The organism is Haloarcula onubensis, assembly GCF_031624605.1.
In the GTDB taxonomy this organism is placed as follows: Archaea; Halobacteriota; Halobacteria; order Halobacteriales; family Haloarculaceae; genus Haloarcula; species Haloarcula onubensis.
The window spans coordinates 252,042-271,896 of sequence record NZ_JAMQOS010000005.1; the positions used below are offsets into that span (position 1 = coordinate 252,042).

Consider the following 19,855-nt stretch of genomic DNA (forward strand, 5'->3'; position numbering starts at 1 on the left):
CAGTAAAACCCTGTCGGCAGGCGGGTCGTCGTCGAATCCGAACGTCCCCGGGTTAGCTCGCCTGTGACTCGTCGTACCAGTCCGGCGCGGTGACGTCGATTCCGTCGTCCGTCCGTGTCGCGTAGGTGAGCGTGATATCCGTCTCACCGTGCAGCGTGACGTTCCCGGAGTGGACGACCCCGTCAGCGCCCACGACGAGGCGACCGTCCATCGAGGAGACGCTCTCGGCCGACACCGGCAGTACCGCCACCCGGCTCTCGTTGAGGCCGGTCGCTTCCAGGACGTAGTGTTCCTCGCCGTGGACGGTCGTGGTGTCCGTCGCTTCCCACTCACCTGGGAAGATGAAGTTGAGGGTAAACTGGGTGTAGGTGGGCCGCAGGTAGTCCCCGGCATCTGCGATGGCGTTCGTTTCGTTGCTGTAGATAATCTCGCCCGAGGTCTCGTTTCGCAAGGCGCCGGTATCGCCGTCGACGTAGATGGTGTTCTGGCGAGTCGACGTGCGCAAGACGTATCGCTGCTGTCGCGTGTCGTTTCGGAACTCGAAGCCGAGACGTTCGGTGCCGTCGCGTTCGTAGGTCGTCTCGTACTCGGTGGGGCCGGTCTGAATCGCTTCGTAGTAGGCCCGCAGCAAGGCCGTGTTGTCCGTCACGGTACTCCCGTCGGCGCCCGGGACCGCCGAGGCGTCGACACTGGCCCGGGTCGGCCCGTCGGCCGCGGTACCAGTTTCGGTCCCGTTTACCGCCGCCGTCGGTGTCCCGCCGATACCCGCGCTGTTACAGCCGGCGACCACGACTGTGAGCACGACGAGCGCCGTTGTGAGATAACGCATACTACAGGCGGTTTCGATGCCGTACATTTAGCTGTTCTTTCTGTTCGACGGACACGTATCGGGACGGCGACACGCGCTACGGCAGATAGTCCCAGTCCTCGACGTAGACGGCGTCGCCGGCGCCAGGGCCGTCCTCGCCGGCAGCCACCGTCACCCAGCCGTCGGCTCGCGTCGCCGTCGCCAGGTCCGTCCCCGACAGCGGCGTCCCGGTCTCGCCCTCGAGGGCGACAGGGACGAACGAGCGCACCGCCGGGTCGATGTCGATGGCCGCGTCGAGGGTCGCCTCACGACTCGGATGGGGCGTCAGCGGCGCGTCGCCAAAGCCCTTCAGCAGCGGCCGGAGCAACTGGACCGCCCCCACGCGGGCGTCGACGGGCGACTCCGGCAGCAGTAACACGGGCCGGTCCCGGATTACCGCCAGGCCCGTCTCGCCGCCCGGACTGATGGCGACGCGGTCGGCCACGACGTCACCGAGCTCACGGACCACCTCGCGGACCGTATCACCCGGCTCGGTCCCCGTTATCACCTCCATGTCACGCGTCAGGTCGCGCTGGAGGGCCATCCGCAGGGCGGGGGCGTCGTCGGTCACGGGCGTCCGGTAGGTCACTTTCCCGCCCCACCGGTCGGCGTACTGGGCGAGCGTGAACCCGGCCGTCTCGACGCGCTCGTCGGAACCGGCGTCGTACTCGACGACGTCGTCGCCTGTCGGGACGATACCGACCTGTGGCCGCTGGCGCGCGAGTACCTCGTTGACGCCCGCGGCTTTCAGCAGCCCCACGTCGGCGGGGCGAAGCTGGTGGCCTCGTTCGAAGACGATGTCGTCGACCCCCAGGTCGGCGCCCGGAATCCGGTCGTTGGCCGTCGCGCCCGTCGCGAGCACCCGCCCGACGGCCACGGACAGCGGGATGCGGTCGGTCCGGTCGACCGGCGCCGCGTAGCTCCCGAGCTGGCGGCGGGCGGTCTCCAGTGTACACTCCTCCACGTCGGTCGGCGAGGCCCCGGCCATACCCGCCGTTGGGGCTGGTCGGGCAAAAGCGTCCGCGTCGCGGGAGCTCACATGTCGGTAATTCTTTTCACCGGGCCCGCCGCGAGTGCACGTATGGTCCTCCCGCAGCTCGTCGCCCTCGGCGCGCTCGCCGTCGGCGGCTACTTCTGTTACACCGGCGGCAGCCGCCTCCGGACCGTCTACCACATCCTCCGGAACGACCCCCTGGCGGTGCGTGACCTCCACGGCCACCGCGGCCCCGTCGAGATAGAGGGTCGGGCCGTCGAAGGCGACGCCGGCACCGTCGAGGCCCCCTTCACCGGCTCGCGCTGTCTGGCCTACACCTACGAGGTCGAGGAACTACGTTCCAGCGGAAAGAACCAGTCCTGGAAGACGCTGGACACGGGGATGGGCGGCGTGGACTTCGTCGTCGACGACGGTACCGGGCGGGTGGAGGTCGACCCGGACGGCGCGGACATCCACTTCCAGTCGCACTCGGTGACGGTCCCGCCGGGGACGGAACTGCCCGAGCGACTGGCTCGGTACGTCGCCGCCACCGACGCCGTCGACCCGCAGGACCGGGTCATCGACCTCAGGATAACGCAGTTCAACGTGGGCAACAGGCAGCGGTTCACCGAGCGCCGACTCGACGTCGGCGAGACGGTGTACGTCTACGGGCAGGCCACGTCGGGCCGGTCGGTCGAGTGGGGGAGCGACCTCGTGGACGCGCTCGTCGCCGACGGCGACGCGGCGCCGGTGTTCGTCATCTCGGACACGGACGAGCGCGGGACGGCGTGGCGTATCGCCCGTGGTGGGCTCTGGCGGGCCGGGCTGGGCCTCGTCTTCGTCGGGGTCGTGGCGGCCGTCGCCGTGAGCGTCCTGTTGTAGGTCCGCGTGCGCATCGCTGTCACGGGTCGAACCTGCCGAAACCGCCGGGTTTACACCGACTCCGCCCCTAGGCGCGCCCATGTCAGCGCTGCGTGAGGCGTTGGGGTCGCTTCCCGACGCCGTGTTCGCGGACGTGCTCGAATCCGAGGAGGGCTACCTGCTCGTGCTGGACTTGCCGGGCGTGACCGCCGACACCCTCGACGTGACGGTCGAGGCGGGTCGGCTCGTCATCGAGGGCCAGCGCAGCAAGGACGTGCCTCGGGAGTTCCGGTTCGTCCGCGAGGACCGGTCCGTGTTCCTCGACGTCGAGTTGCCGCTGCCGCCGGACGCCACCGGGCAGGGCGCCGAGGGAACCGTCTCTCGGGGTGTCCTCGAACTGGAGGTTCCGAAGGCCAGCGCCGCGCCCAGTACGACTATCCCCATCGACGAGGCCTGAGACGGGGTGCCCTGTTGGTGAATCTCCGCGCGTACTGGCGGTTCCTCGTCGTCGCCCGGCAGTTCCTCCCCCTGTTGTTCGCGTACGCCCGCGACAGGAAACGGTTCCTCCTGTTCGGGTCGCCCCGGCGGGTCACGAGCGAGCAGCGCCGCGAGCGGGCCCAGTCGCTGCTCGACTCGCTGTTGACGCTGGGGCCGACGTTCATCAAGCTCGGCCAGTTGCTGTCGACGCGGCCGGACGTGCTCCCGCCGGAGTACATCGACGAGTTCGCGGCGCTCCAGGACCGGGTGCCCCCGGCCGACTGGGAGCGGGCGAAAGTCGTCCTCGAAGACGAACTCGGCCCCGTCGACGAGCGGTTCGCCGAGTTCGACACCGAGGCCATCAGCGGGGCGTCGCTGGGACAGGTGTACCAGGCCCGGGTCGACGGGCAGGACGTGGCCGTGAAGATTCGACGGCCGGACATCGAGGACCTGGTCGAGGCCGACCTGCGGGTCATCCGCTGGTCGCTGCCGGTTCTGATGTACTTCATCGACGACGCCCGGTCGTTCTCGCTGGAGACGCTGGCCGACGAGTTCGCCAAGACCATCCGCGAGGAGATGGACTACGAGCGCGAGGCCGAGATGCTCCGCGAGATTCGGGGCAACTTCGCCGACAACGACCGCGTCCGGATTCCCGCCGTGATGGAGAGCCACTCCACTCGACGGGTGCTGACGATGGAGTACGTTCCCGGCACGAAGATAAACGACATCGACGACCTCGACGAGCGGGGGTTCGACCGGACCGAACTCGCCGAGACCTTACAGGAGGCGTACCTCCAGATGATAATCGACGACGGCGTCTTCCACGCCGACCCCCACCCTGGCAACCTCGCCGTCCAGGCGGACGGCAAGCTCGTCTTCTACGACTTCGGGATGTCCGGCCGGGTAGACCCGTTCGTCCAGGAGAAGATAGTCGACTTCTACGCCGCCGTCGCCGACCAGAACATCCAGGCCATCCTCGACGCGCTCATCGAGATGGGGACCCTGAGTCCGGAAGCGGACCGGCAGGTGATGGGCGACGTGATGGAACTCGCCATCGCCGACGCTCGCGGCGAGGACATCGAGCAGTACCGCGTCCAGCAAATCGTCCAGCAGGTCGAGGACACCATCTACGAGTTCCCCCTTCGACTCCCGGCCAATCTGGCGCTCGTCCTCCGTGTCGCGACGGTCGTCGAGGGGGTCTGCGTGACGCTCGACCCCGATTTCGACTTCATCTCCGTCGCGACGGGCTTTCTGCGCGAGGAGGGCTATATCACCGCCGGCGTCAAGAACTACGTCGAGGACCGCGCCACCGAGGTGCAAGACGCCGCGCAGTCGGCGGTCCGGATTCCGCCCAAACTCGAATCCGTCCTCGACAGGGTCGACCGCGAGGAACTGACCGTCCGCGCCGACATCGAGGACTCCGACAGGCTGCTGGCGACGATGACAAAGCGGCTCATCCTCGGGATGATGCTCGCCAGCACGCTGTTCTCGACGGCGTTTCTCTACGCCGAGGCCGGTCTGCTCGTGGCGGGTATCGCCGGTCTGGCCGTCCTCGCGCTCGGCCTCTCGCTGTGGTGGTCGTTCCGGTCGCGCAGAGGCGTCCGGGCCAAGCCGCAGTTTACCCGCCAGAGCATGCGCGAACGCGACGGCGGCAACGTCGGGGCGATGGGACTGCCCGACGAGGGCGAGGACGGCTGAGCAGCGCCCCGTCGGCGGGCGTTCCTGCCGAGAACTGTCTCTTCGGGGGACCGAACAAGGAGGCCGGGGAGAGAGTCCACGAACACGCCCACGGCCTCACAGCCGACGAGATATACGAAGTCCAGCAGGGCGAGTAGTCGACACGCAGCCATTTTTCGGCCGTCGGGCGCTGTCGGCTCGGGGTAGTTCGACCACGCGGTCGGCCCGGAGAACCGCGGTCGCGTAGTCACGGCGACGGCTGCGGGGTCGCCCCCGCTTCGACGGATAGCCGTGTTTCAGACGCCCACACCCTGAAATGTCGGTCGTGCGAGTCGATTCTATGGCCGCGGACCTCCCCGACAGCGACCACGCCCCGACCGAGACGCTGACCCCCGCGACGCCCGACGGCTACGGCGACCCGACCGAGTTCGAGTATCCGCTCTGGCTGCTCGTGGTCGGCAGCGTCCTCCTGTTCCCGGTCGCCACCCTCCTCTTTGGCGGCGTGCTCTGGACCGTACAGGGGCCGACCGTGTTCGAGTCGCTCGCCGTCGTCTCCGAGCGCCCGACCGGACTGACTTTCGTCTTCCGCTGGCCGCTCATCGTCGGCGTGACGCTGCTCGCGCTGGGCGTGACCGTCGTCGTCCACGAGTTCGTCCACGGCCTCGTCTTCGGTCGGTACGGCTACCGCGTCTCCTACGGCGCGATGCCACAGATAGGCGCGTTCTACGCGACGCCGTTCCACCAGTTCGTCGCCCGCGAACACGTCTTCCCGGTCGCGCTCGCGCCGCTCGTCGCCATCTCCGCCGTCGGGGTGCCCCTGCTGGCCGTCCCGGTGCCGTTCGTCGCGTTCTTCGTCTTTCAGGTGCTGGTCGTCAACGCCGTCGGGGCCGTCGGTGACCTCTACGTCGTGGCGTATCTGCTCGGAAAACCCGAGGGGACGCTGCTGTACGACAGCGACGTCCGCCACTCGTACGTCTTCGAACCGCGCTGACGCCCACCCCGCTCGACGGCGAGTCCCTCTCCCCCGAGCGTGTTCAGCACCGCGCAGACGGCCCGGTCGCAGTAGTCGCTCGGGCCGTCGACTCGACGCCCCCGATTCCAAACCGTTTATACTACAACACCGGCAACACGGCGGTATGGCTCGACAGCAGACGGAGGTTCGTGAACTCGACGAGGGCAGCTACGTGATGATAGACGACACACCGTGTAAGATAGACTCCTACAGCACGGCCAAGCCGGGCAAGCACGGCAGCGCGAAGGCCCGCATCGACGCCCGCGGCGTCTTCGACAGCAAGAAGCGCTCGCTCTCCCAGCCCGTCGACGCGAAGATATGGGTCCCCATCATCGACCGGAAGCAGGGACAGGTCGTCTCGACCGACGGCGGCGACGCCCAGGTGATGGACCTCGAAACGTACGAGACGTTCACCATGCTGATGCCCGACGACGTGACGCTCGAACCCGACGACGAAATCGAGTACCTCGAATACGAGGAGCAGCGCAAGATCACCCGCTCGTAATGACGTTTCCCGGCGCGGTCGCCGACCGCGAGACGGCGGCCTACGCCCTCGTGGGGGCGCCACTGGACGCCTCGACCTCGTTCCGTCCGGGCGCCCGCTTTGGCCCGCGCCGCGTTCGCGACTTCGGCCAGCAGTTCGACGACTTCGACCACCACACCGGGCGACACTTTACCGACCTCGGTGTGTACGACCACGGCGACGTCGGCCCCACGGCCGACACCGCCGAGTACCTCACCTTCCTGGAGAGCGCCATCAGCGAGTTCGACGGGGACGGCGCCGTCCCGCTGCTGGTCGGCGGCGAGCACACCGTCACCGTCGCGGCCGTCCGGGCGCTGGACCCCGACGTGTACGTCTGTGCGGACGCTCATCTCGACTTGCGGGAGGCCTACGCCGGCGACGAGTTCTCGCACGCGACCGTGACCCACCACGCGCTGTCGGTCGCCGACCGCGCGGTCGTACTGGGCGCCCGCACCGGCAGCGAGCGCGAGTGGGAGCGGGCGAGCGAGGGCGACGTCACCGTCGTCTCGCCCGAGGACGTGGCCGACTGGCGGCCCGACTTCGACGGCGAGCGGGTCTACTGTTCCGTGGACATCGACGCCGCTGACCCCGGCTTCGCGCCCGGCACGGGTACGCCCGAACCGTTCGGTCTCCAGCCACGAGCGCTCCGCGACGTGGTCCGCGCCGTCGCGCCCCACGCGGTCGGCTTCGACGTGGTGGAGGTCAACGACCGCGACGACGGGCAGGCCGCGACGCTCGCGGCGAAGCTGCTGCGAGCGTTCGTCTTCGCGCACGCCGACGGCTAGTTTCGGTCCCGTCCGGGCCTCCCTGCCCGGAGCCCCCGCTGCTCGCCGGGATTTATATTCGCCGAGCGACTTGCGCACCTATGGACCGACTGTCCTCGTGTTACTTCTGTGGCGGTGCCCTCGACGTCTCGCTCTCCGAGTACCCAGTCGTCCCGAAGGAGCTCCAGTCGGGCGACGAGGGGCCGACGGTCGTGCTCTGTCCGACCTGTCGGCGGAAGCTCGGCGGCGTCATCGAGACGGTGGTGGCGGCGACGGACGGGCCGGGGTCCGGGACGGACGCCGGGGAGTCGGCCGACGCGTCGGCGTTCGAGTTCGAGGCCGAGGAGACGGACGCGGGGGACAGCGACGCGCCGGACGACCCCGGGGAGACATCGGACCTCCGGACGCCCTGGGAGGGCCACCCGGCGGCGGACGCGGGCGCCTCTCCCGACCCCGGGGAGACCTCCGACCTGCGGACGCCTTCGGAGGGCGAGCCAGAGGCGGGGGAGGTGTCGACCGACCTCGGCGAGGAGGCCGCCGAGGCGAAACCGACCATGACGAGACTGGAGTACAACAAGGTGATGCGACTGCTCCAGAACCGCCCGTTCCCGGTCGACCGCGGTGAGATACGCGAGGTCGCGACGAGCGCCTACGACATCGCGCCCGAGGAGTTCGACGCCGTCGTCGACGCCGCCGTCGAGCGGGACCTCATCGCCGTCGAGAACGGCCAGTTCGTCGCGCCGGAGTAGTTCGACAGGGCTAACCCGGCCGGGCCACTGGCTGGGGTATGCGCCAGTTCGTCGTCATCGGCCACGACGCGCCCACTACAGCCGAGTTCTCGCTCGACGACCTCGCCGGGGCCGCCGGCCGCCTGGACGTGCTGTGTCGGTGTGTCACGAGCGCCTTCTTCCTCTCGCACGCCATCCGCGAGGACGTTCGCGTCCACCTCGTACTCGCCGACACGTACACCGTCACCTTCGACGGGAGCGACCTCCGTCGACTCAACCCCGACGAGCGCTCGACGGCCGCGCTCGTTCGGAACGCCCTCGAAGAGCGTGAGGAGGCCATCGGTCACGTCCCGGTCGAGACCTCCCCCGGCGTCTCGCTCACCCGGCGTGGGTTCGCGGCGACCATCGACGACGTTGCCAGTGACGGCGCCGTCGTCCAGCTCCACGAGGACGGCGACCCCGTCGTCGACGTCGACCCGCCGACCGACCCCGTGTTCGTGCTCTCGGACCACCGCGACTTCGGCGACGAGGAGACGGCCCGCATCGAGTCCCACGCCAAAGCGCGCCTCTCGCTGGGGCCACAGCCGCTCCACGCCGACCACGCTATCACGGTCGCGCACAACTACCTCGACACCGACGGGTTCGAGCGGTACTGATGCGCTGGTCGCGCCAGTCGTCCGTGCGACGACCAGTTCGGTGCCGAGTGGCCGCCAGAACAGCTTTGTTCCGTGGCGGTGTGGGGTGACGGGAATGCAATCGAACGCCGCTGGCGGTCGTCCAGCCTCCTCGACCGCGTGTCTGGGTCGGAGGTGTCGCTGAGGCGTGGTCGACCCGACGCTGACCCGTCGGCGGCTGCTCGGGACGGCCGCCGGCGCCGGGGCGGCGACGCTCGCCGGCTGTCCGCTGTTCTCGCCGGGCGCGGACGGGACGCCGACGGCGGTCGGTCCGGAGCGGGCCCGACGGCTCGCCGCGCAGTTCGCCCCCACTCTCTACTTCGACGAGCGCGAGCAGTGGTTTCCCACGGACCCGCGGCCCTACACGAGCCAGCGGGACGGCGAGACCGTCGTCACGGGCTTTGACGCTCTCGACGGCTACCACGACCGCTTCACCGGTGACCTGCCCCCGGACCCGACGGTGTTCTACAACGCCGTCGAGTACCGCGAGTCGCCGCTCGCGGTCGTCCAGTTCTGGTTCTACTCCGTCTTCGACCAGTTCACGACGAACTTCCACTGGCACGACTGGGAGGTGCTCCACGTCTTCGTCGACACGGCCGACGACAGCCCCCAACTGTACGTCGCGAGTTCCCACTCCCGGCGGGTCCCGAACAACGAGTTCCTCGACCCCGACCCGGAGACGCGGCCCCGAATCCTGGCGGAACTGGGCTCACACTCCAGCGCGCTGTCGCTCAACGACGAGGCCGACCGGTTCCAGCGCCTCCCCGAGGGGAACACCTTCGCCGATATCACGAACCGCGCCGTCGAGTCTCTCGGGGACGTCGCCGCCATCCCGCTGGCCTACGGGCTGCCCCGCGACGAGGGCTCGCGGCTCCCGTATCTCTTACCGGAGTACGAGGACGCGCCGCTGTACGACCACCCCGACCTCCCGACCGTCGAGCGCGCCGACTTCGTCCCCGACGACCTGGTCGTGCGCTCGTTCGAGGCGTTCGCCGGTTCGGCGACCGACCTGCCGGCCCGGGAGACCGGGCTGGTGTTCGACCACGCGGCGCGCGAGAGCGGCGACGCCGATATCGGCTACGACCTGGTGCCGACCACGGACATCGAGCATATCACCGACTTCACCGGGCCACAGCTTAGCTTCGAGTTCGCCGTCCCGGAGGCGGCCGAGGACGCGGTTTCGGGCCACATCTCGACGACCGGTGCGCCGTGGGGCCAGCCCCGCTACGCGAACCCGGCGGCGGATATCACCGAGCCGAACCACCGCGACACCCTCGCCGACCGCTACGACGCCATCGGCGAGGCGGCCCCGGTCAACACCGTCGTGGCGACCGTCTCGGCGGCCGTCCCGGACCCCGACGCGCCCGACGGGGACGGCGTTACGACCCAGCAATCGGGACTCGAAGCGGTCGCGCTTCTGGAGAGCGCGCCGGAGGCGGTGCCGACCTTCGGCGGCGTCGTCGCCGTCACGGACGTGCCCGCGGGCGACCACCGACTGACCGTCAACCGAGCCGGGGCGGCTCCCCACAGCGAGGGAGTGTCGGTCGCCGACGGCGACGGGCCGACCGTCGCCGGCGTCGCCGGCGAGATACCGATGGTCGCCCGCGACCGCGCGCGGAAAATCGAGGTCGACCCGGGCGACGCGGACAGCGACCTGACCGCCTTCGCCGTCGAAGACGACTTCGGTGGCCGGCTGTACGACGCGCCCCTGGACGGTCCCGACGCCGTGTACGTCCACGAAGGCGGCGCGTACACGGCCGAAGTCCGGGACGCGGCCGACGAGGTCGGCGCCGTCCGCGTCAACCCCGACCCGACCGCGTCGGGGCGTGTCAGCATCGACTCGCCAGACACCGGCAAGGCCTCGCTGGCGACGTTTCTGGCCGACATCGCCGCGGAGACGCGCGACCAGGTGGCCGACTCGGAGGCCGCCGAGGACGCGACTGGTCGGGAGAACTCCGTCGACGGCCTGACGCAGGCGCTCGGCGCGGTGGTCGGCGCCGCTGACCGGGCCGCCGAGGAAGCCCGAACGGGCAACCGCGCCACCACGGACCGACAGCTCGAACTCGTCGCGAGCCGCCTGGAGCGGGTCCGGACCAGACTCGACGAGGCCAGCGACGCCCTCTCGGAGCCGCTGTCGACCGCCGCCCGAAAACGTCTCGACCAGGCGGAGCGCCGGACCAGCCAGGCCCGCGAGGCCCAGTCGCTCTGAGCGGGGTCGTCAGCCGCTGAGCCAGCGGGCGAGACCGCCCGCCGCCATCGTGAGTCCGCCGGCGATGAACGTCCCGGGAACCGGCAGGACGAACAGCCCGGCGCCGACCAGAAGCAGTATCGTGGATATTCTCATTCGGGGAGAATTTACGAGCGGCTAACAGATAAGCGGTGGACCCGTTGACCGTCACGGGTATGGGGGTCCCGGTCACAGTGCCTGGCATGACCGACGACCTCGCCTGGGAGACGCTCGCCGACGACGTCGCCTACAGTTGTCCCGGATTCGATATCGTCCACGAGGACGTGCGACTTCCCGACGGCACCGAGACGGACTTCGACTTCCTGCGGGAGGGCGACAGCGTCGTCGTACTCCCGCTCACCGGGGACGGCGACGTCGTCGTCATCGAGGAGTGGCGCCAGGCGGTCAAGCGCGTCAACCGCGCACTGCCGGCGGGGAGCGTGGAGGACGAGGACGACGAGCCCCGGACCGCCGTCGCCCGCGAACTCCGCGAGGAGACCGGCTACGAGGCCCGAAGTGTGCGGCATCTCTACACCGCCGAGCCAGCCAACGGCTACGCGGACTCGGTGTTCCACTACTTCCTCGCCGAGGGCTGTTCACCGACCGCCGAGCAGGACCTCGATTTCAACGAGTCCATCCGCGTGGAGACGACCGCGTTCGACGATTTGCTGGCGTCGGTTCGCGACGGCGAACTGCGGGACGGGCGCTCGGCGGTCGGTGTCATGTACTACGCGCTGTTCGAGCGGTGAGCGGCCGAACGTTTATTCAGTAACGAGCGTTACTGAGTAACTATGACGACGGCGGTCAAAGTCGACGACGAGGCCAAGGCCCGCCTCGAAGAGCTCCAGGCGGAGATTCGACTGGAGGCCGGCAAGAACGTGACACAGCAGGAACTGCTCTCGCGGCTCATCGACGACGCCTACGATTCGCGCGAGGACGTGGTCGATTCGTTCCGCGAGTCGACGGTGCCTGCATCCGAGGCTGACATCGACGCGTTTCTGGACGATACCTTCGATTCGGGCACCGAAACCGACGAAGCGGACATCGACGACATCCTCTACGGATGACGATACTCGTCGACTCCGGCGTGTTCTACGCGCAAGCCGACCGGGGTGCGAGCCGACACGAGACTGCGATGGCGGCTATCGCCGCCGTCCTTCGGGGTGCCTGTGGGCAGCCGTTCCTCACCGACTACATCTACGACGAAACGGTGACACTGACGCTCACACGCACCGATAGCCACGCCGAAGCCAAGCAAGTCGGCCGCCGACTTCGCGGCGCCGGTGAGTTTCCCGCGTTATTCCGCCTTGAACATCTCTCGCCATCGACGTTCGAATCTGCCGTCGATGTCTTCGAGGCGTACGACGACCAGCGCCTGAGTTTCACCGATGCGACCACCGTCGCGTACGCCGAGACACACGATATCGACACCGTCCTGAGCTTCGACGACGACTTCGACGGTATCGTCGACCGGACCGACCCGGCCGTCGCCGAGGAACACAACCCTTAGGCGCGGGCCACGCCCAGACCGGGCAATGACGAACTTCGAGGTCCGCCAGTACGACGCCGCGGGCCGCCTGGGCGAACTCTCGGTGCCGCGGGCCGGCGTCACCGTCCAGACGCCGACGATTCTCCCCGTGGTGAACCCCCACGTCCAGACGGTCGACCCGGCGGCGCTCGAATCCGACTTTGGCGCCGAGATTCTCATCACGAACAGCTATATCCTGCACGGCTCCGAGGAACTCCGTGAGCCGGCACTGGAGCGGGGCCTGCACGACTTACTCGATTTCTCGGGCGCAATCATGACCGACTCTGGGTCGTTTCAGCTTGCGGAGTACGGCGACATCGACGTGACGACCGAGGAGATACTCCAGTTCCAGCGGGCGATTGGCAGCGACATCGGGACGCCAGTCGACATCCCGACCCCGCCGGACGTCGACCGCGACCGCGCCGAGACCGAACTCGCCACGACGCAGGACCGCCTCGAAACCGCCGCGGCGGCCGACACCGGCGAGATGCTCGTCTCCGCGCCGGTCCAGGGGTCGACGTACCCCGACCTGCGCGAGCGGGCCGCCGACCACGCCCGAACCACCGGCCTCGACGTGTTCCCCCTCGGCGCCGTCGTCCCCCTGCTGAACGAGTACCGCTACGCCGACCTCGCCGAGGTCGTTACGGCCTGCAAGCGCGGCCTCGGCGAAGTCGGCCCCGTTCACCTCTTCGGCGCGGGTCACCCGATGATGTTCGCGATGGCCGCCGCGCTGGGCTGTGACCTCTTCGACTCCGCCGCCTACGCGCTGTACGCCCGCGACGACCGCTACCTGACTGTGCGGGGCACCGAACTGCTCGACGAACTGGACTACTTCCCCTGCCACTGTCCGGTCTGTACCGACCACACGCCCGACGAACTGCGCGGGCTGGACGACGACAGTCGACAGGACCTGCTGGCTCGTCACAACCTCCACGTCACCTACGGCGAGATTCGCACCGTCCGCCAGGCCATCCGCGCCGGGAACCTGCTGGAACTCGTGGACTCACGGGCGCGGGGCCACCCGGCGATGCTCGACGGCTACCGCACCCTGCTCGACCACGCCGCGCAACTCGAACGGACCGACCGCGTCTCGAAGGACGCCTTCTTCTACACCTCGACCGAGAGCGCCCGTCGGCCCGAAGTACTGCGCCACCACCGGCGCCTGGACCGCTTCGAACTCGACGCCGACGAGGTCCTGCTCACCGAGGGCGGCTCGAACGACCGCTACGACGAGACCTGGGGCGTCCTGCCCCCCTTTGGCCCCTATCCGCGGGAACTCGCCGACACGTACCCGCTGACCGCAGAGGTGCCAGAGCGCACCGACCGCGCCGCCCGCGAAGCGGCCGCCGACGGCGTCGCCCGCCTGGTCGAACGCCACCCCGACACCTCCTTCACGCTCGTCCACGACGACTGGCCCGAGGCGGCGCTCGCGCGGGTTCCCGACGGCGTTCGGGTGCGGGACCTCCACGCGCGGGAGTGAGAAACCGACGGTCTGGGAGGGTCGAGCGACCAGAGACGGGTGCAACTCACGCGGTGTGGGCCGCTATCTCTTCGACGGTTAGCGGGTCAGCATCTCTCACCCCACCGACCGCGGCATCGGAGACGGCTTTCCCCACGGTCTCGACGTCGAGGGGCCGGCCATCGCCCAGCCGCTCGGCGACCGGGTCGAACCCGCCAACGAGGGTCAGCAGCCGGTTCAGCACCGACGGGAAGTGGGGCTGGTCGGGTCCGTACACCGCGCCGGGGCGCAGTACCGTGGTCGCCATATCGAGGTCCGCGATGGCCGCCTCGGCCCGCCGCTTGGCGGTGAGGTAGGCGTCCCGGACCGTCGGCGGCGTCGTCGCCGAGGAGACGAAGACGAACCGGTCGGCGCCGGCGCGCTCGCTCTCCAGGGCGGTGAGGATAGCCGAGTCGCCGTTGACCCGCTCGAAGGTCACCCCCTCGCTCGGCGACTCCTCGACGATGCCGATGCTGTGGACGACCGCGTCGGCGCCCGCCAGCGCGTGGCGGTACTCCTGGGGCGCGAACACGTCCGCGGCGTGCCAGGTCACCGCGTCGGCCCAGGGACCTCGCTGGTCGGGCGACGGCGGCCCGCTGCGGGCGATACTCCACACGTCGTGACCCGCCTCGACCGCCCGCCGGCAGACGCGCCGGCCGATGAAGCCGTTGCCGCCAAAGACTACCAGTTCCATAGCCACCGTTGGTCCGGAGACGGAAACGTTCTCCGCTGCCAACAGGTCGTCACCGCTCGGCCGACTCCAGTCGGCTCCCATCCCGGGGACAGTAGTCGTAGGCCTCCGAAGTCGCCTGAAAACCGCAGTGAGGGCACTCCTGGACGACGGTGGGACCGTCCTCGCCCAGGCCGCGGAAGAGAATCGGGACGAACGGCAGGAACAGGAAGACGAGCAGGGTATCGAAGTACCACCACAGCGCGGCCGTGACGAGCAGGCTCACGAGGAGACCGGCGGCCGCCGTCAGGGTGCGTGACCCGACCATGCCGTCCGGTCGGGCTTCGACGGCGAAAAGCGCCCTGATGTCCCGACGGTGACCGTCGGCTCTCTCCGTGTGTGGCTCATTCACATACGACGGTCAGATTTAACAGCCGGCGGCCGGAATCATGACTCATGGTCCCCCACTCAGACGATTCCCGCGGTTGCATGAAGTGCGGACACACGGAGACGGAGGTCGGCGAAATCTCCACGACCGGCGGCGGCCTCTCGAAGATGTTCGACATCCAGACGAACAGCTTCAAGGTGGTCACCTGTACCAACTGCGGCTACTCGGAACTCTACCGCGACCGGACCGCCGGCAGCAGCGACATCGTGGACGTCTTCCTCGGCTGATGGCGGCGGCCAGCGCCCTGTTTGCGGTCCTCGTCCTCCTGCTGGCCGTCGGCGCGCCGCTGGCCCTGTTCGCGCTGGTCCGGGCCGAACGCGACGAGCGCGAGACGATGGACCGCGCTGAGGCCGAGCGGACGGTGCGCCGGGACAGGTAGCTCTCACGGTCCGACGACGGCGGTCCGCCAAAGGCAAGATAGTTGGTCGCCCGTGGCTCAAAGCCACTATGACCGATTACTTCGAGGTCCACGAGCGCGACGGGGCCGCACGAATCGGCGAGTTGCGCCTCGCCGAGTCCGTGCCGACGCCCGCCCTCGTCGACGACGTGGACGCCGACACGCCGGGGCGGGTACACACCGTCCTCCGCGACGCCGGGGGCCGCTGGCCGAGCGAGCCCGACCCCCCCGAGGGCGACGACGCGGCGGTGACAGTACTCCCCCATCGTGGCCTGCCCGCCGGCACGCCCGACGAGGTGGCCGAGGCCTTCGCCGACGACTACCCCGACGCCGACTTCCCGAGCGGCGCCGTCGTCTCGCCGACGACCGCCGGCGACCACGCTGCCGACGTGACGGTGCTGTCGGGTGCGACGGGCTACGTCGGCCACGGCTCGGCCTTCGTAGACGCCGTCACGACGGTCAACGACGCCGTCCCCGCCGACACCGCGCTCTACCTGCCGGGCGTCGCTACGCCCCGGAACGTCGCGACGCTGGTCTATGCCGGTGTCGACCTCGTGGACCCACACCGGGCCGTCGTCCGGGGCACCGAGGGCCGCTATCTGACGACGGACGAGGCGTACTTCCTCGAAGACCTGGAGGAACTGCCGTGTGCCTGCCCGGCCTGTCAGGGGTCCCGCGAGGAGTTCGACCGCAGCGACTGCGCCGAACACAACGTCCGCGCGCTCGCCGCGGAACTCGCCCGCGTCCGCCGCCGGATTCGTGACGGCCGCCTGCGGGACTACGTCGAGGGACAGGCCCGCCAGGACAACTGGCTCACGGCGACGGTCCGGATTCTCGACCAGCGCTACGGCTACGTCGAACAGCGAACGCCGCTCATCCGCCGGGCGCAACTCGCCGCCGCCACCGAGGACGCTATCCGCCGCGTCGAGATTCAACGGTTCGCCCAGCGGGTCACAGAGCGGTACACGCCCCGCTTCGACGACCGGCCGCTCGTCCTGGTTCCCTGTTCGGCCCGCAAGCCCTACAGCGACTCACAGAGCCACAAGCAGTACCACGACGCCGTCCAGTGGCGCGCCCACGTCGTCTCGATGACCTCGCCCATCGGCGTCGTCCCACAGGAACTGGAACTCACCTACCCCGCCCAGCACTACGATTCGGTGGTGACGGGCAACTGGTCGGCCAACGAGATAGAGTTCGTCTCCAGGGTGCTGGAGGCGTACCTCGAAGACGCCGACTACCCCGAAGTCATCGCGCACGTCCCCGGCGAAGGCTATCGAGAAATCTGTGAGCGCGTCGCCGAGTCGCTGGGCCGCGAGTTCACTTACACCGTCCGAGACCACCCGACGACGGCCGATTCGCTCGGCAACCTCGCGGCGGAACTGGAGGGGTGGGACACGTACCGGAAGTCCACCCGCGAGCGCCGGACGGTACAGGCCGTCGCCGACTACCAGTTCGGCGCGGGGGCCGGCGACGACCTCTTTGGCGACGTGTCGACGCAGGGCCGGTATCCGCAACTGCGGGTGGACGATAGCGAGGGTGAACAGCTCGCCGCGCTCGCCCAGCAGTACGGCGTCCTCTCGCTGACGACGGCTGGCGCCCGCCGCTGGGTCGACAGCGACGTGCCGACCAAGACCGTCGAGATAGAGCCGTTCGTCCCCCACGGCTCCGTGCTCGCGCCGGGCATCGTCGACGCTAGCGACGACATCCGCGTCGGCGACGAGGTCGTGGTACAAGGCGACGCCGCCTTCGGTGTGGGCCGTGCGGAGATGCACGGCGCCGAGATGCAGTCCTCGACGCGGGGCATCGCCGTCCAGATGCGCCACGTCGAGGAGCTGTAGGCCGGGCGGGGAGTCAGCGCGCTACAGTTCGCTGTCGGGGACGACCACGACCTTCCCGAACCCCTCGCGCTCCTCGATGATCTCGTGGGCGCGTTCGATGTCGCTCATCGGCAGGGTCTCGCGGATGCGCGGTTCGAACGCCCCCTCCCAGACGAGTTCGAGCACGTCGTCGACCTCTCCGGGCGATCCCATCGTCGAGCCGTAAATCTCCAGCTGGTTCCAGAAGATGCTGTTGATGTCCGTCTCGGGGTCCCGGCCCGTGGTGGCACCGCAGGTGACGACGCGGCCGCCCTTCGCGAGGCTGTGCAGGGAGTCCTGCCAGGTCGCCTTGCCGATGTGGTCGACCACCACGTCGACGCCCCGTCCGTCGGTCGCGTCGGCGACGGCGTCGGCGAAGTCTTCCTCGTCGTAGTTGATGGTGTGGTCCGCGCCGACCTCGGCGGCGTAGTTCAGTTTCTCGTCGGTGCTCGCGGTCGCGTACACCTCCGCGCCGAGGTAGTCTGCTATCTGGACGGCGGCGTGGCCGACCCCGCCGCTGGCGCCGAGGACCAGGATGGATTCGCCGGGCCGGAGCTGCGCGCGGGTGACGAGCATCCGCCAGGCCGTCTGGAAGACGAGCGGCGCCGCGGCCGCAATCTCCCAGTCCACGTGGTCTGGAACGGGAACGAGATTGTCGGCGGGCACCGCCGCCTGCTCGCTGTGGACGCCGCGGACGTGTTCGCCGATAATCCGGTAGTCCGTACACATCGTCGGCTCGCCGTCCCGGCAGAACTCGCAGTGGCCACAGGCCAGCCCTGCGGCGACCGCGACCCGGTCGCCCGGTTCGAACCGCGCGACGTCTTCGCCCACCTCCTCGACGACGCCGGCGGCGTCGCTGCCGGGGATGTGGGGCAACTCCAGGTCGAGGCGCTCCAGCGCGCCCAGCCCCATCCGCGTGAAGACATCGAGGTGGTTCAGCGCGCCGGCTTTCACGTCCACGAGAACCTCGTCGCGGCCGATTTCGGGGTCTTCGAACTCGTCGTATTCGAGGACGTCTCTGCGACCGTGTTCCGCGAACTGGGCTGCTTTCATATCAGGTATGCGATGGGTGCCGGGAAAAGACTGCTGGCAACGTCCCCCGCGGCCGGTGGCCCCGCGAGCCGACCGCCGCGGTTCGCCGGCGCCCGTCCACCGCGCGACTTATCGGCCGACGGCGACAACGGCGGACATGGACCGGTCGACGCGGCGTCGCTACCGCCCCGCGATAGCCTTCGCCGCCCTCGTGCTTGTCGTCTCGTTGCTGCCCGCGCCCGAGACCGGCGGTCCGGCGCCCGAACTCCTCGGCATCGCGCTGGACAAGTGGGTCCACGCCGGCAGCTACGCCGCGCTCACCGGCCTGCTCGCGTGGGGCCACGGGAGTCGAGCGATGGCCGCAGTTGCGCTGGTGGCCGCCCTCGCCGTCGGCTACGGCGTCGGCATCGAGTTCCTGCAGGGCTTTGTCCCGTCGCGGACGCTGAGCGGGGCCGACGCCCTCGCGAACACGGTGGGCGCCGTCGGCGGCGGCGCGCTCTGGCTGACACTGACGGCGAGAGTGGGCGCGCTCGACGCGGACGACCGAGCGTAGCGGCTTTACGTGCCCGTCGGCAAGAGCGGCGTAATGAGCAAGCCCAGTCCCGACGTGTACGAGCAGGGCAAGGGGATGGACGCCCACAACGCGGTGATGCGCGAGGTCCGCTCGCGCAACGATTCCACCTACGACCCCCGCGAGCCCACGCGCGTCTGGCTCGACGAGGACAACACGCCCGACGGCGTCTACCAGTCACTGACTATCATCCTGAACACCGGCGGCTGCCGGTGGGCCCGCGCCGGCGGCTGTACGATGTGTGGCTACGTCGCCGAGTCCGTCGAGGGCGGACAGGTAGCCCACGAGGACCTCATGGCCCAGATACAGCACTGCCTGGACCACGAGGAAGAGAACGCAGACGACCCGTCGGGACTCATCAAAATCTACACCTCCGGGAGCTTCCTCGACGAGCGCGAGGTGCCCGCCGAGACCCGCCGGGCCATCGCCGACACCTTCGCCGACCGCGACCGCATCGTCGTCGAGTCCCTGCCCGATTTCGTCGAGGACGAGCGCGTGAGCGACTTCGTGGACGCCGGACTGGAGACGGACGTGGCCGTCGGCCTGGAGACCGCCACGGACCGCGTGCGCCACGACTGCGTGAACAAGTACTTCGACTTCGCGGACTTCGAGGAGGCCTGTAGGGCGGCCCGGGAGGCGGGCGCGGGCGTCAAGGCGTATCTGCTCATGAAACCGCCCTTCCTCACGGAGTCGGAGGCCGTCGAAGACATGAAATCGTCCGTTCGCCGCTGCGCCGCCGTCGACGGCTGTCACACCGTCTCGATGAACCCCTGTAACGTCCAGCGCTACACGATGGTCGAGGAGCTCTACCACGACGGCGGCTACCGGCCGCCGTGGCTCTGGTCGGTCGCCGACGTGCTGGAATCCACCGCGGACGAGGACGTCATCGTCGTCTCGGACCCCGTCGGCCACGGCAGCGACCGCGGCCCGCACAACTGCGGGGAGTGTGACGACCGGGTCCAGCGCGCCGTCAAGGACTTCGACCTGCGCCAGGACCCCAGCGTCTTCGAGCAGGTCAGCTGTGACTGTGAGGCGACCTACGAGGCCGTCCTGGCACGCGAGCACAGCTACGCCTCGCCGCTGGCGCGGTAG

General features: G+C 69.3%; 24 protein-coding genes. 18 read left to right on the plus strand and 6 right to left on the minus strand.

From position 1 onward, the window contains the following. Positions 1 to 52 precede the first annotated feature (52 nt). Positions 53 to 829: a hypothetical protein gene (locus tag NDI86_RS15875; protein ID WP_310901421.1), complete on the minus strand. Its 777-nt coding sequence runs from the start codon at positions 827 to 829 to the stop codon at positions 53 to 55. Positions 830 to 905: 76 nt separating this feature from the next. After that, on the minus strand, positions 906 to 1,835 hold the full coding sequence (locus tag NDI86_RS15880) for a molybdopterin-binding protein (RefSeq protein ID WP_310901422.1): 930 nt from the start codon (positions 1,833 to 1,835) through the stop codon (positions 906 to 908). Between the two features lie 93 nt (positions 1,836 to 1,928). Here NDI86_RS15880 and NDI86_RS15885 point away from each other — a divergent pair, with 93 nt between their 5' ends. The 9 genes from NDI86_RS15885 (at position 1,929) to NDI86_RS15925 (ending at position 10,745) form a co-directional block, all read left to right on the plus strand. Next, complete coding sequence (locus tag NDI86_RS15885) at positions 1,929 to 2,702, plus strand: GIDE domain-containing protein (protein WP_310901423.1); 774 nt, start codon at positions 1,929 to 1,931, stop codon at positions 2,700 to 2,702. 79 nt (positions 2,703 to 2,781) lie between these two features. Beyond that, positions 2,782 to 3,138, plus strand: coding sequence for an Hsp20/alpha crystallin family protein (locus NDI86_RS15890; protein WP_310901424.1), 357 nt, complete (start codon positions 2,782 to 2,784; stop codon positions 3,136 to 3,138). Between the two features lie 17 nt (positions 3,139 to 3,155). Continuing rightward, on the plus strand, positions 3,156 to 4,856 hold the full coding sequence (locus NDI86_RS15895) for an ABC1 kinase family protein (RefSeq protein ID WP_310901425.1): 1,701 nt from the start codon (positions 3,156 to 3,158) through the stop codon (positions 4,854 to 4,856). Positions 4,857 to 5,175: 319 nt separating this feature from the next. Continuing rightward, positions 5,176 to 5,826: a DUF3267 domain-containing protein gene (locus NDI86_RS15900; protein WP_310901426.1), complete on the plus strand. Its 651-nt coding sequence runs from the start codon at positions 5,176 to 5,178 to the stop codon at positions 5,824 to 5,826. Positions 5,827 to 5,971: 145 nt separating this feature from the next. After that, positions 5,972 to 6,352 carry a translation initiation factor IF-5A gene (locus NDI86_RS15905; RefSeq protein ID WP_310901427.1) on the plus strand — a complete coding sequence of 127 codons (381 nt, stop codon included), beginning with the start codon at positions 5,972 to 5,974 and terminating at the stop codon, positions 6,350 to 6,352. Beyond that, positions 6,352 to 7,155, plus strand: a complete 804-nt coding sequence (locus tag NDI86_RS15910; protein ID WP_310901428.1) for an arginase family protein — start codon at positions 6,352 to 6,354, stop codon at positions 7,153 to 7,155. The genes NDI86_RS15905 and NDI86_RS15910 overlap by 1 nt, the downstream gene beginning before the upstream one ends. A gap of 80 nt (positions 7,156 to 7,235) precedes the next feature. Further along, on the plus strand, positions 7,236 to 7,883 hold the full coding sequence (locus NDI86_RS15915) for an ICP22 family protein (protein ID WP_310901429.1): 648 nt from the start codon (positions 7,236 to 7,238) through the stop codon (positions 7,881 to 7,883). A gap of 38 nt (positions 7,884 to 7,921) precedes the next feature. Continuing rightward, entirely contained in the window at positions 7,922 to 8,518 is a 597-nt protein-coding gene (gene trmY, locus NDI86_RS15920; RefSeq protein WP_310901430.1) for a tRNA (pseudouridine(54)-N(1))-methyltransferase TrmY, read from the plus strand. 166 nt (positions 8,519 to 8,684) lie between these two features. Further along, positions 8,685 to 10,745 carry a hypothetical protein gene (locus NDI86_RS15925; RefSeq protein ID WP_310901431.1) on the plus strand — a complete coding sequence of 687 codons (2,061 nt, stop codon included), beginning with the start codon at positions 8,685 to 8,687 and terminating at the stop codon, positions 10,743 to 10,745. 9 nt (positions 10,746 to 10,754) lie between these two features. Here NDI86_RS15925 and NDI86_RS15930 read toward each other — a convergent pair whose 3' ends face one another. After that, positions 10,755 to 10,880, minus strand: a complete 126-nt coding sequence (locus tag NDI86_RS15930) for a hypothetical protein (protein ID WP_310901432.1) — start codon at positions 10,878 to 10,880, stop codon at positions 10,755 to 10,757. A gap of 86 nt (positions 10,881 to 10,966) precedes the next feature. Here NDI86_RS15930 and NDI86_RS15935 point away from each other — a divergent pair, with 86 nt between their 5' ends. The 4 genes from NDI86_RS15935 to tgtA are packed head-to-tail and all read left to right on the plus strand — an operon-like array spanning position 10,967 to position 13,771. Continuing rightward, positions 10,967 to 11,512: an NUDIX hydrolase gene (locus tag NDI86_RS15935; protein ID WP_310901563.1), complete on the plus strand. Its 546-nt coding sequence runs from the start codon at positions 10,967 to 10,969 to the stop codon at positions 11,510 to 11,512. A gap of 42 nt (positions 11,513 to 11,554) precedes the next feature. After that, positions 11,555 to 11,830: a hypothetical protein gene (locus tag NDI86_RS15940; RefSeq protein ID WP_310901433.1), complete on the plus strand. Its 276-nt coding sequence runs from the start codon at positions 11,555 to 11,557 to the stop codon at positions 11,828 to 11,830. Continuing rightward, positions 11,827 to 12,273 (plus strand): type II toxin-antitoxin system VapC family toxin, encoded by a 447-nt coding sequence (locus NDI86_RS15945; RefSeq protein ID WP_310901434.1) that lies wholly within the window; start codon positions 11,827 to 11,829, stop codon positions 12,271 to 12,273. The genes NDI86_RS15940 and NDI86_RS15945 overlap by 4 nt, the downstream gene beginning before the upstream one ends. A 25-nt stretch (positions 12,274 to 12,298) precedes the next feature. Beyond that, the gene (tgtA, locus tag NDI86_RS15950; protein ID WP_310901435.1) at positions 12,299 to 13,771 is read left to right on the plus strand and encodes a tRNA guanosine(15) transglycosylase TgtA; all 1,473 of its coding nucleotides are present in this window, start codon (positions 12,299 to 12,301) and stop codon (positions 13,769 to 13,771) included. Positions 13,772 to 13,817: 46 nt separating this feature from the next. On the opposite strand, the gene NDI86_RS15955 is transcribed toward tgtA, so the two are convergent. Both NDI86_RS15955 and NDI86_RS15960 read right to left on the minus strand, forming a co-directional pair. Then, positions 13,818 to 14,483, minus strand: coding sequence for an NAD-dependent epimerase/dehydratase family protein (locus tag NDI86_RS15955; protein WP_310901436.1), 666 nt, complete (start codon positions 14,481 to 14,483; stop codon positions 13,818 to 13,820). Between the two features lie 49 nt (positions 14,484 to 14,532). Next, on the minus strand, positions 14,533 to 14,787 hold the full coding sequence (locus tag NDI86_RS15960) for a hypothetical protein (protein ID WP_310901437.1): 255 nt from the start codon (positions 14,785 to 14,787) through the stop codon (positions 14,533 to 14,535). Between the two features lie 128 nt (positions 14,788 to 14,915). Here NDI86_RS15960 and NDI86_RS15965 point away from each other — a divergent pair, with 128 nt between their 5' ends. The 3 genes from NDI86_RS15965 to arcS all read left to right on the plus strand — a co-directional run bounded on the left by NDI86_RS15965 (position 14,916) and on the right by arcS (position 17,142). Next, the gene (locus NDI86_RS15965; RefSeq protein WP_310901438.1) at positions 14,916 to 15,134 is read left to right on the plus strand and encodes a zinc ribbon domain-containing protein; all 219 of its coding nucleotides are present in this window, start codon (positions 14,916 to 14,918) and stop codon (positions 15,132 to 15,134) included. Beyond that, entirely contained in the window at positions 15,134 to 15,286 is a 153-nt protein-coding gene (locus tag NDI86_RS15970) for a DUF8143 family protein (RefSeq protein ID WP_310901439.1), read from the plus strand. The genes NDI86_RS15965 and NDI86_RS15970 overlap by 1 nt, the downstream gene beginning before the upstream one ends. Positions 15,287 to 15,354: 68 nt before the next feature. After that, positions 15,355 to 17,142 carry an archaeosine synthase subunit alpha gene (gene arcS / locus NDI86_RS15975; RefSeq protein ID WP_310901440.1) on the plus strand — a complete coding sequence of 596 codons (1,788 nt, stop codon included), beginning with the start codon at positions 15,355 to 15,357 and terminating at the stop codon, positions 17,140 to 17,142. A gap of 21 nt (positions 17,143 to 17,163) precedes the next feature. Here the strand turns inward: arcS and NDI86_RS15980 are convergent, their stop codons facing one another. Then, entirely contained in the window at positions 17,164 to 18,213 is a 1,050-nt protein-coding gene (locus tag NDI86_RS15980) for a zinc-binding dehydrogenase (protein ID WP_310901441.1), read from the minus strand. A 136-nt stretch (positions 18,214 to 18,349) separates the two neighbouring features. Here NDI86_RS15980 and NDI86_RS15985 point away from each other — a divergent pair, with 136 nt between their 5' ends. Further along, a complete protein-coding gene (locus tag NDI86_RS15985; protein ID WP_310901442.1) occupies positions 18,350 to 18,745 on the plus strand; it encodes a VanZ family protein in 396 nt (131 codons plus the stop codon). A gap of 33 nt (positions 18,746 to 18,778) precedes the next feature. Further along, complete coding sequence (locus NDI86_RS15990) at positions 18,779 to 19,855, plus strand: archaeosine biosynthesis radical SAM protein RaSEA (RefSeq protein WP_310901443.1); 1,077 nt, start codon at positions 18,779 to 18,781, stop codon at positions 19,853 to 19,855.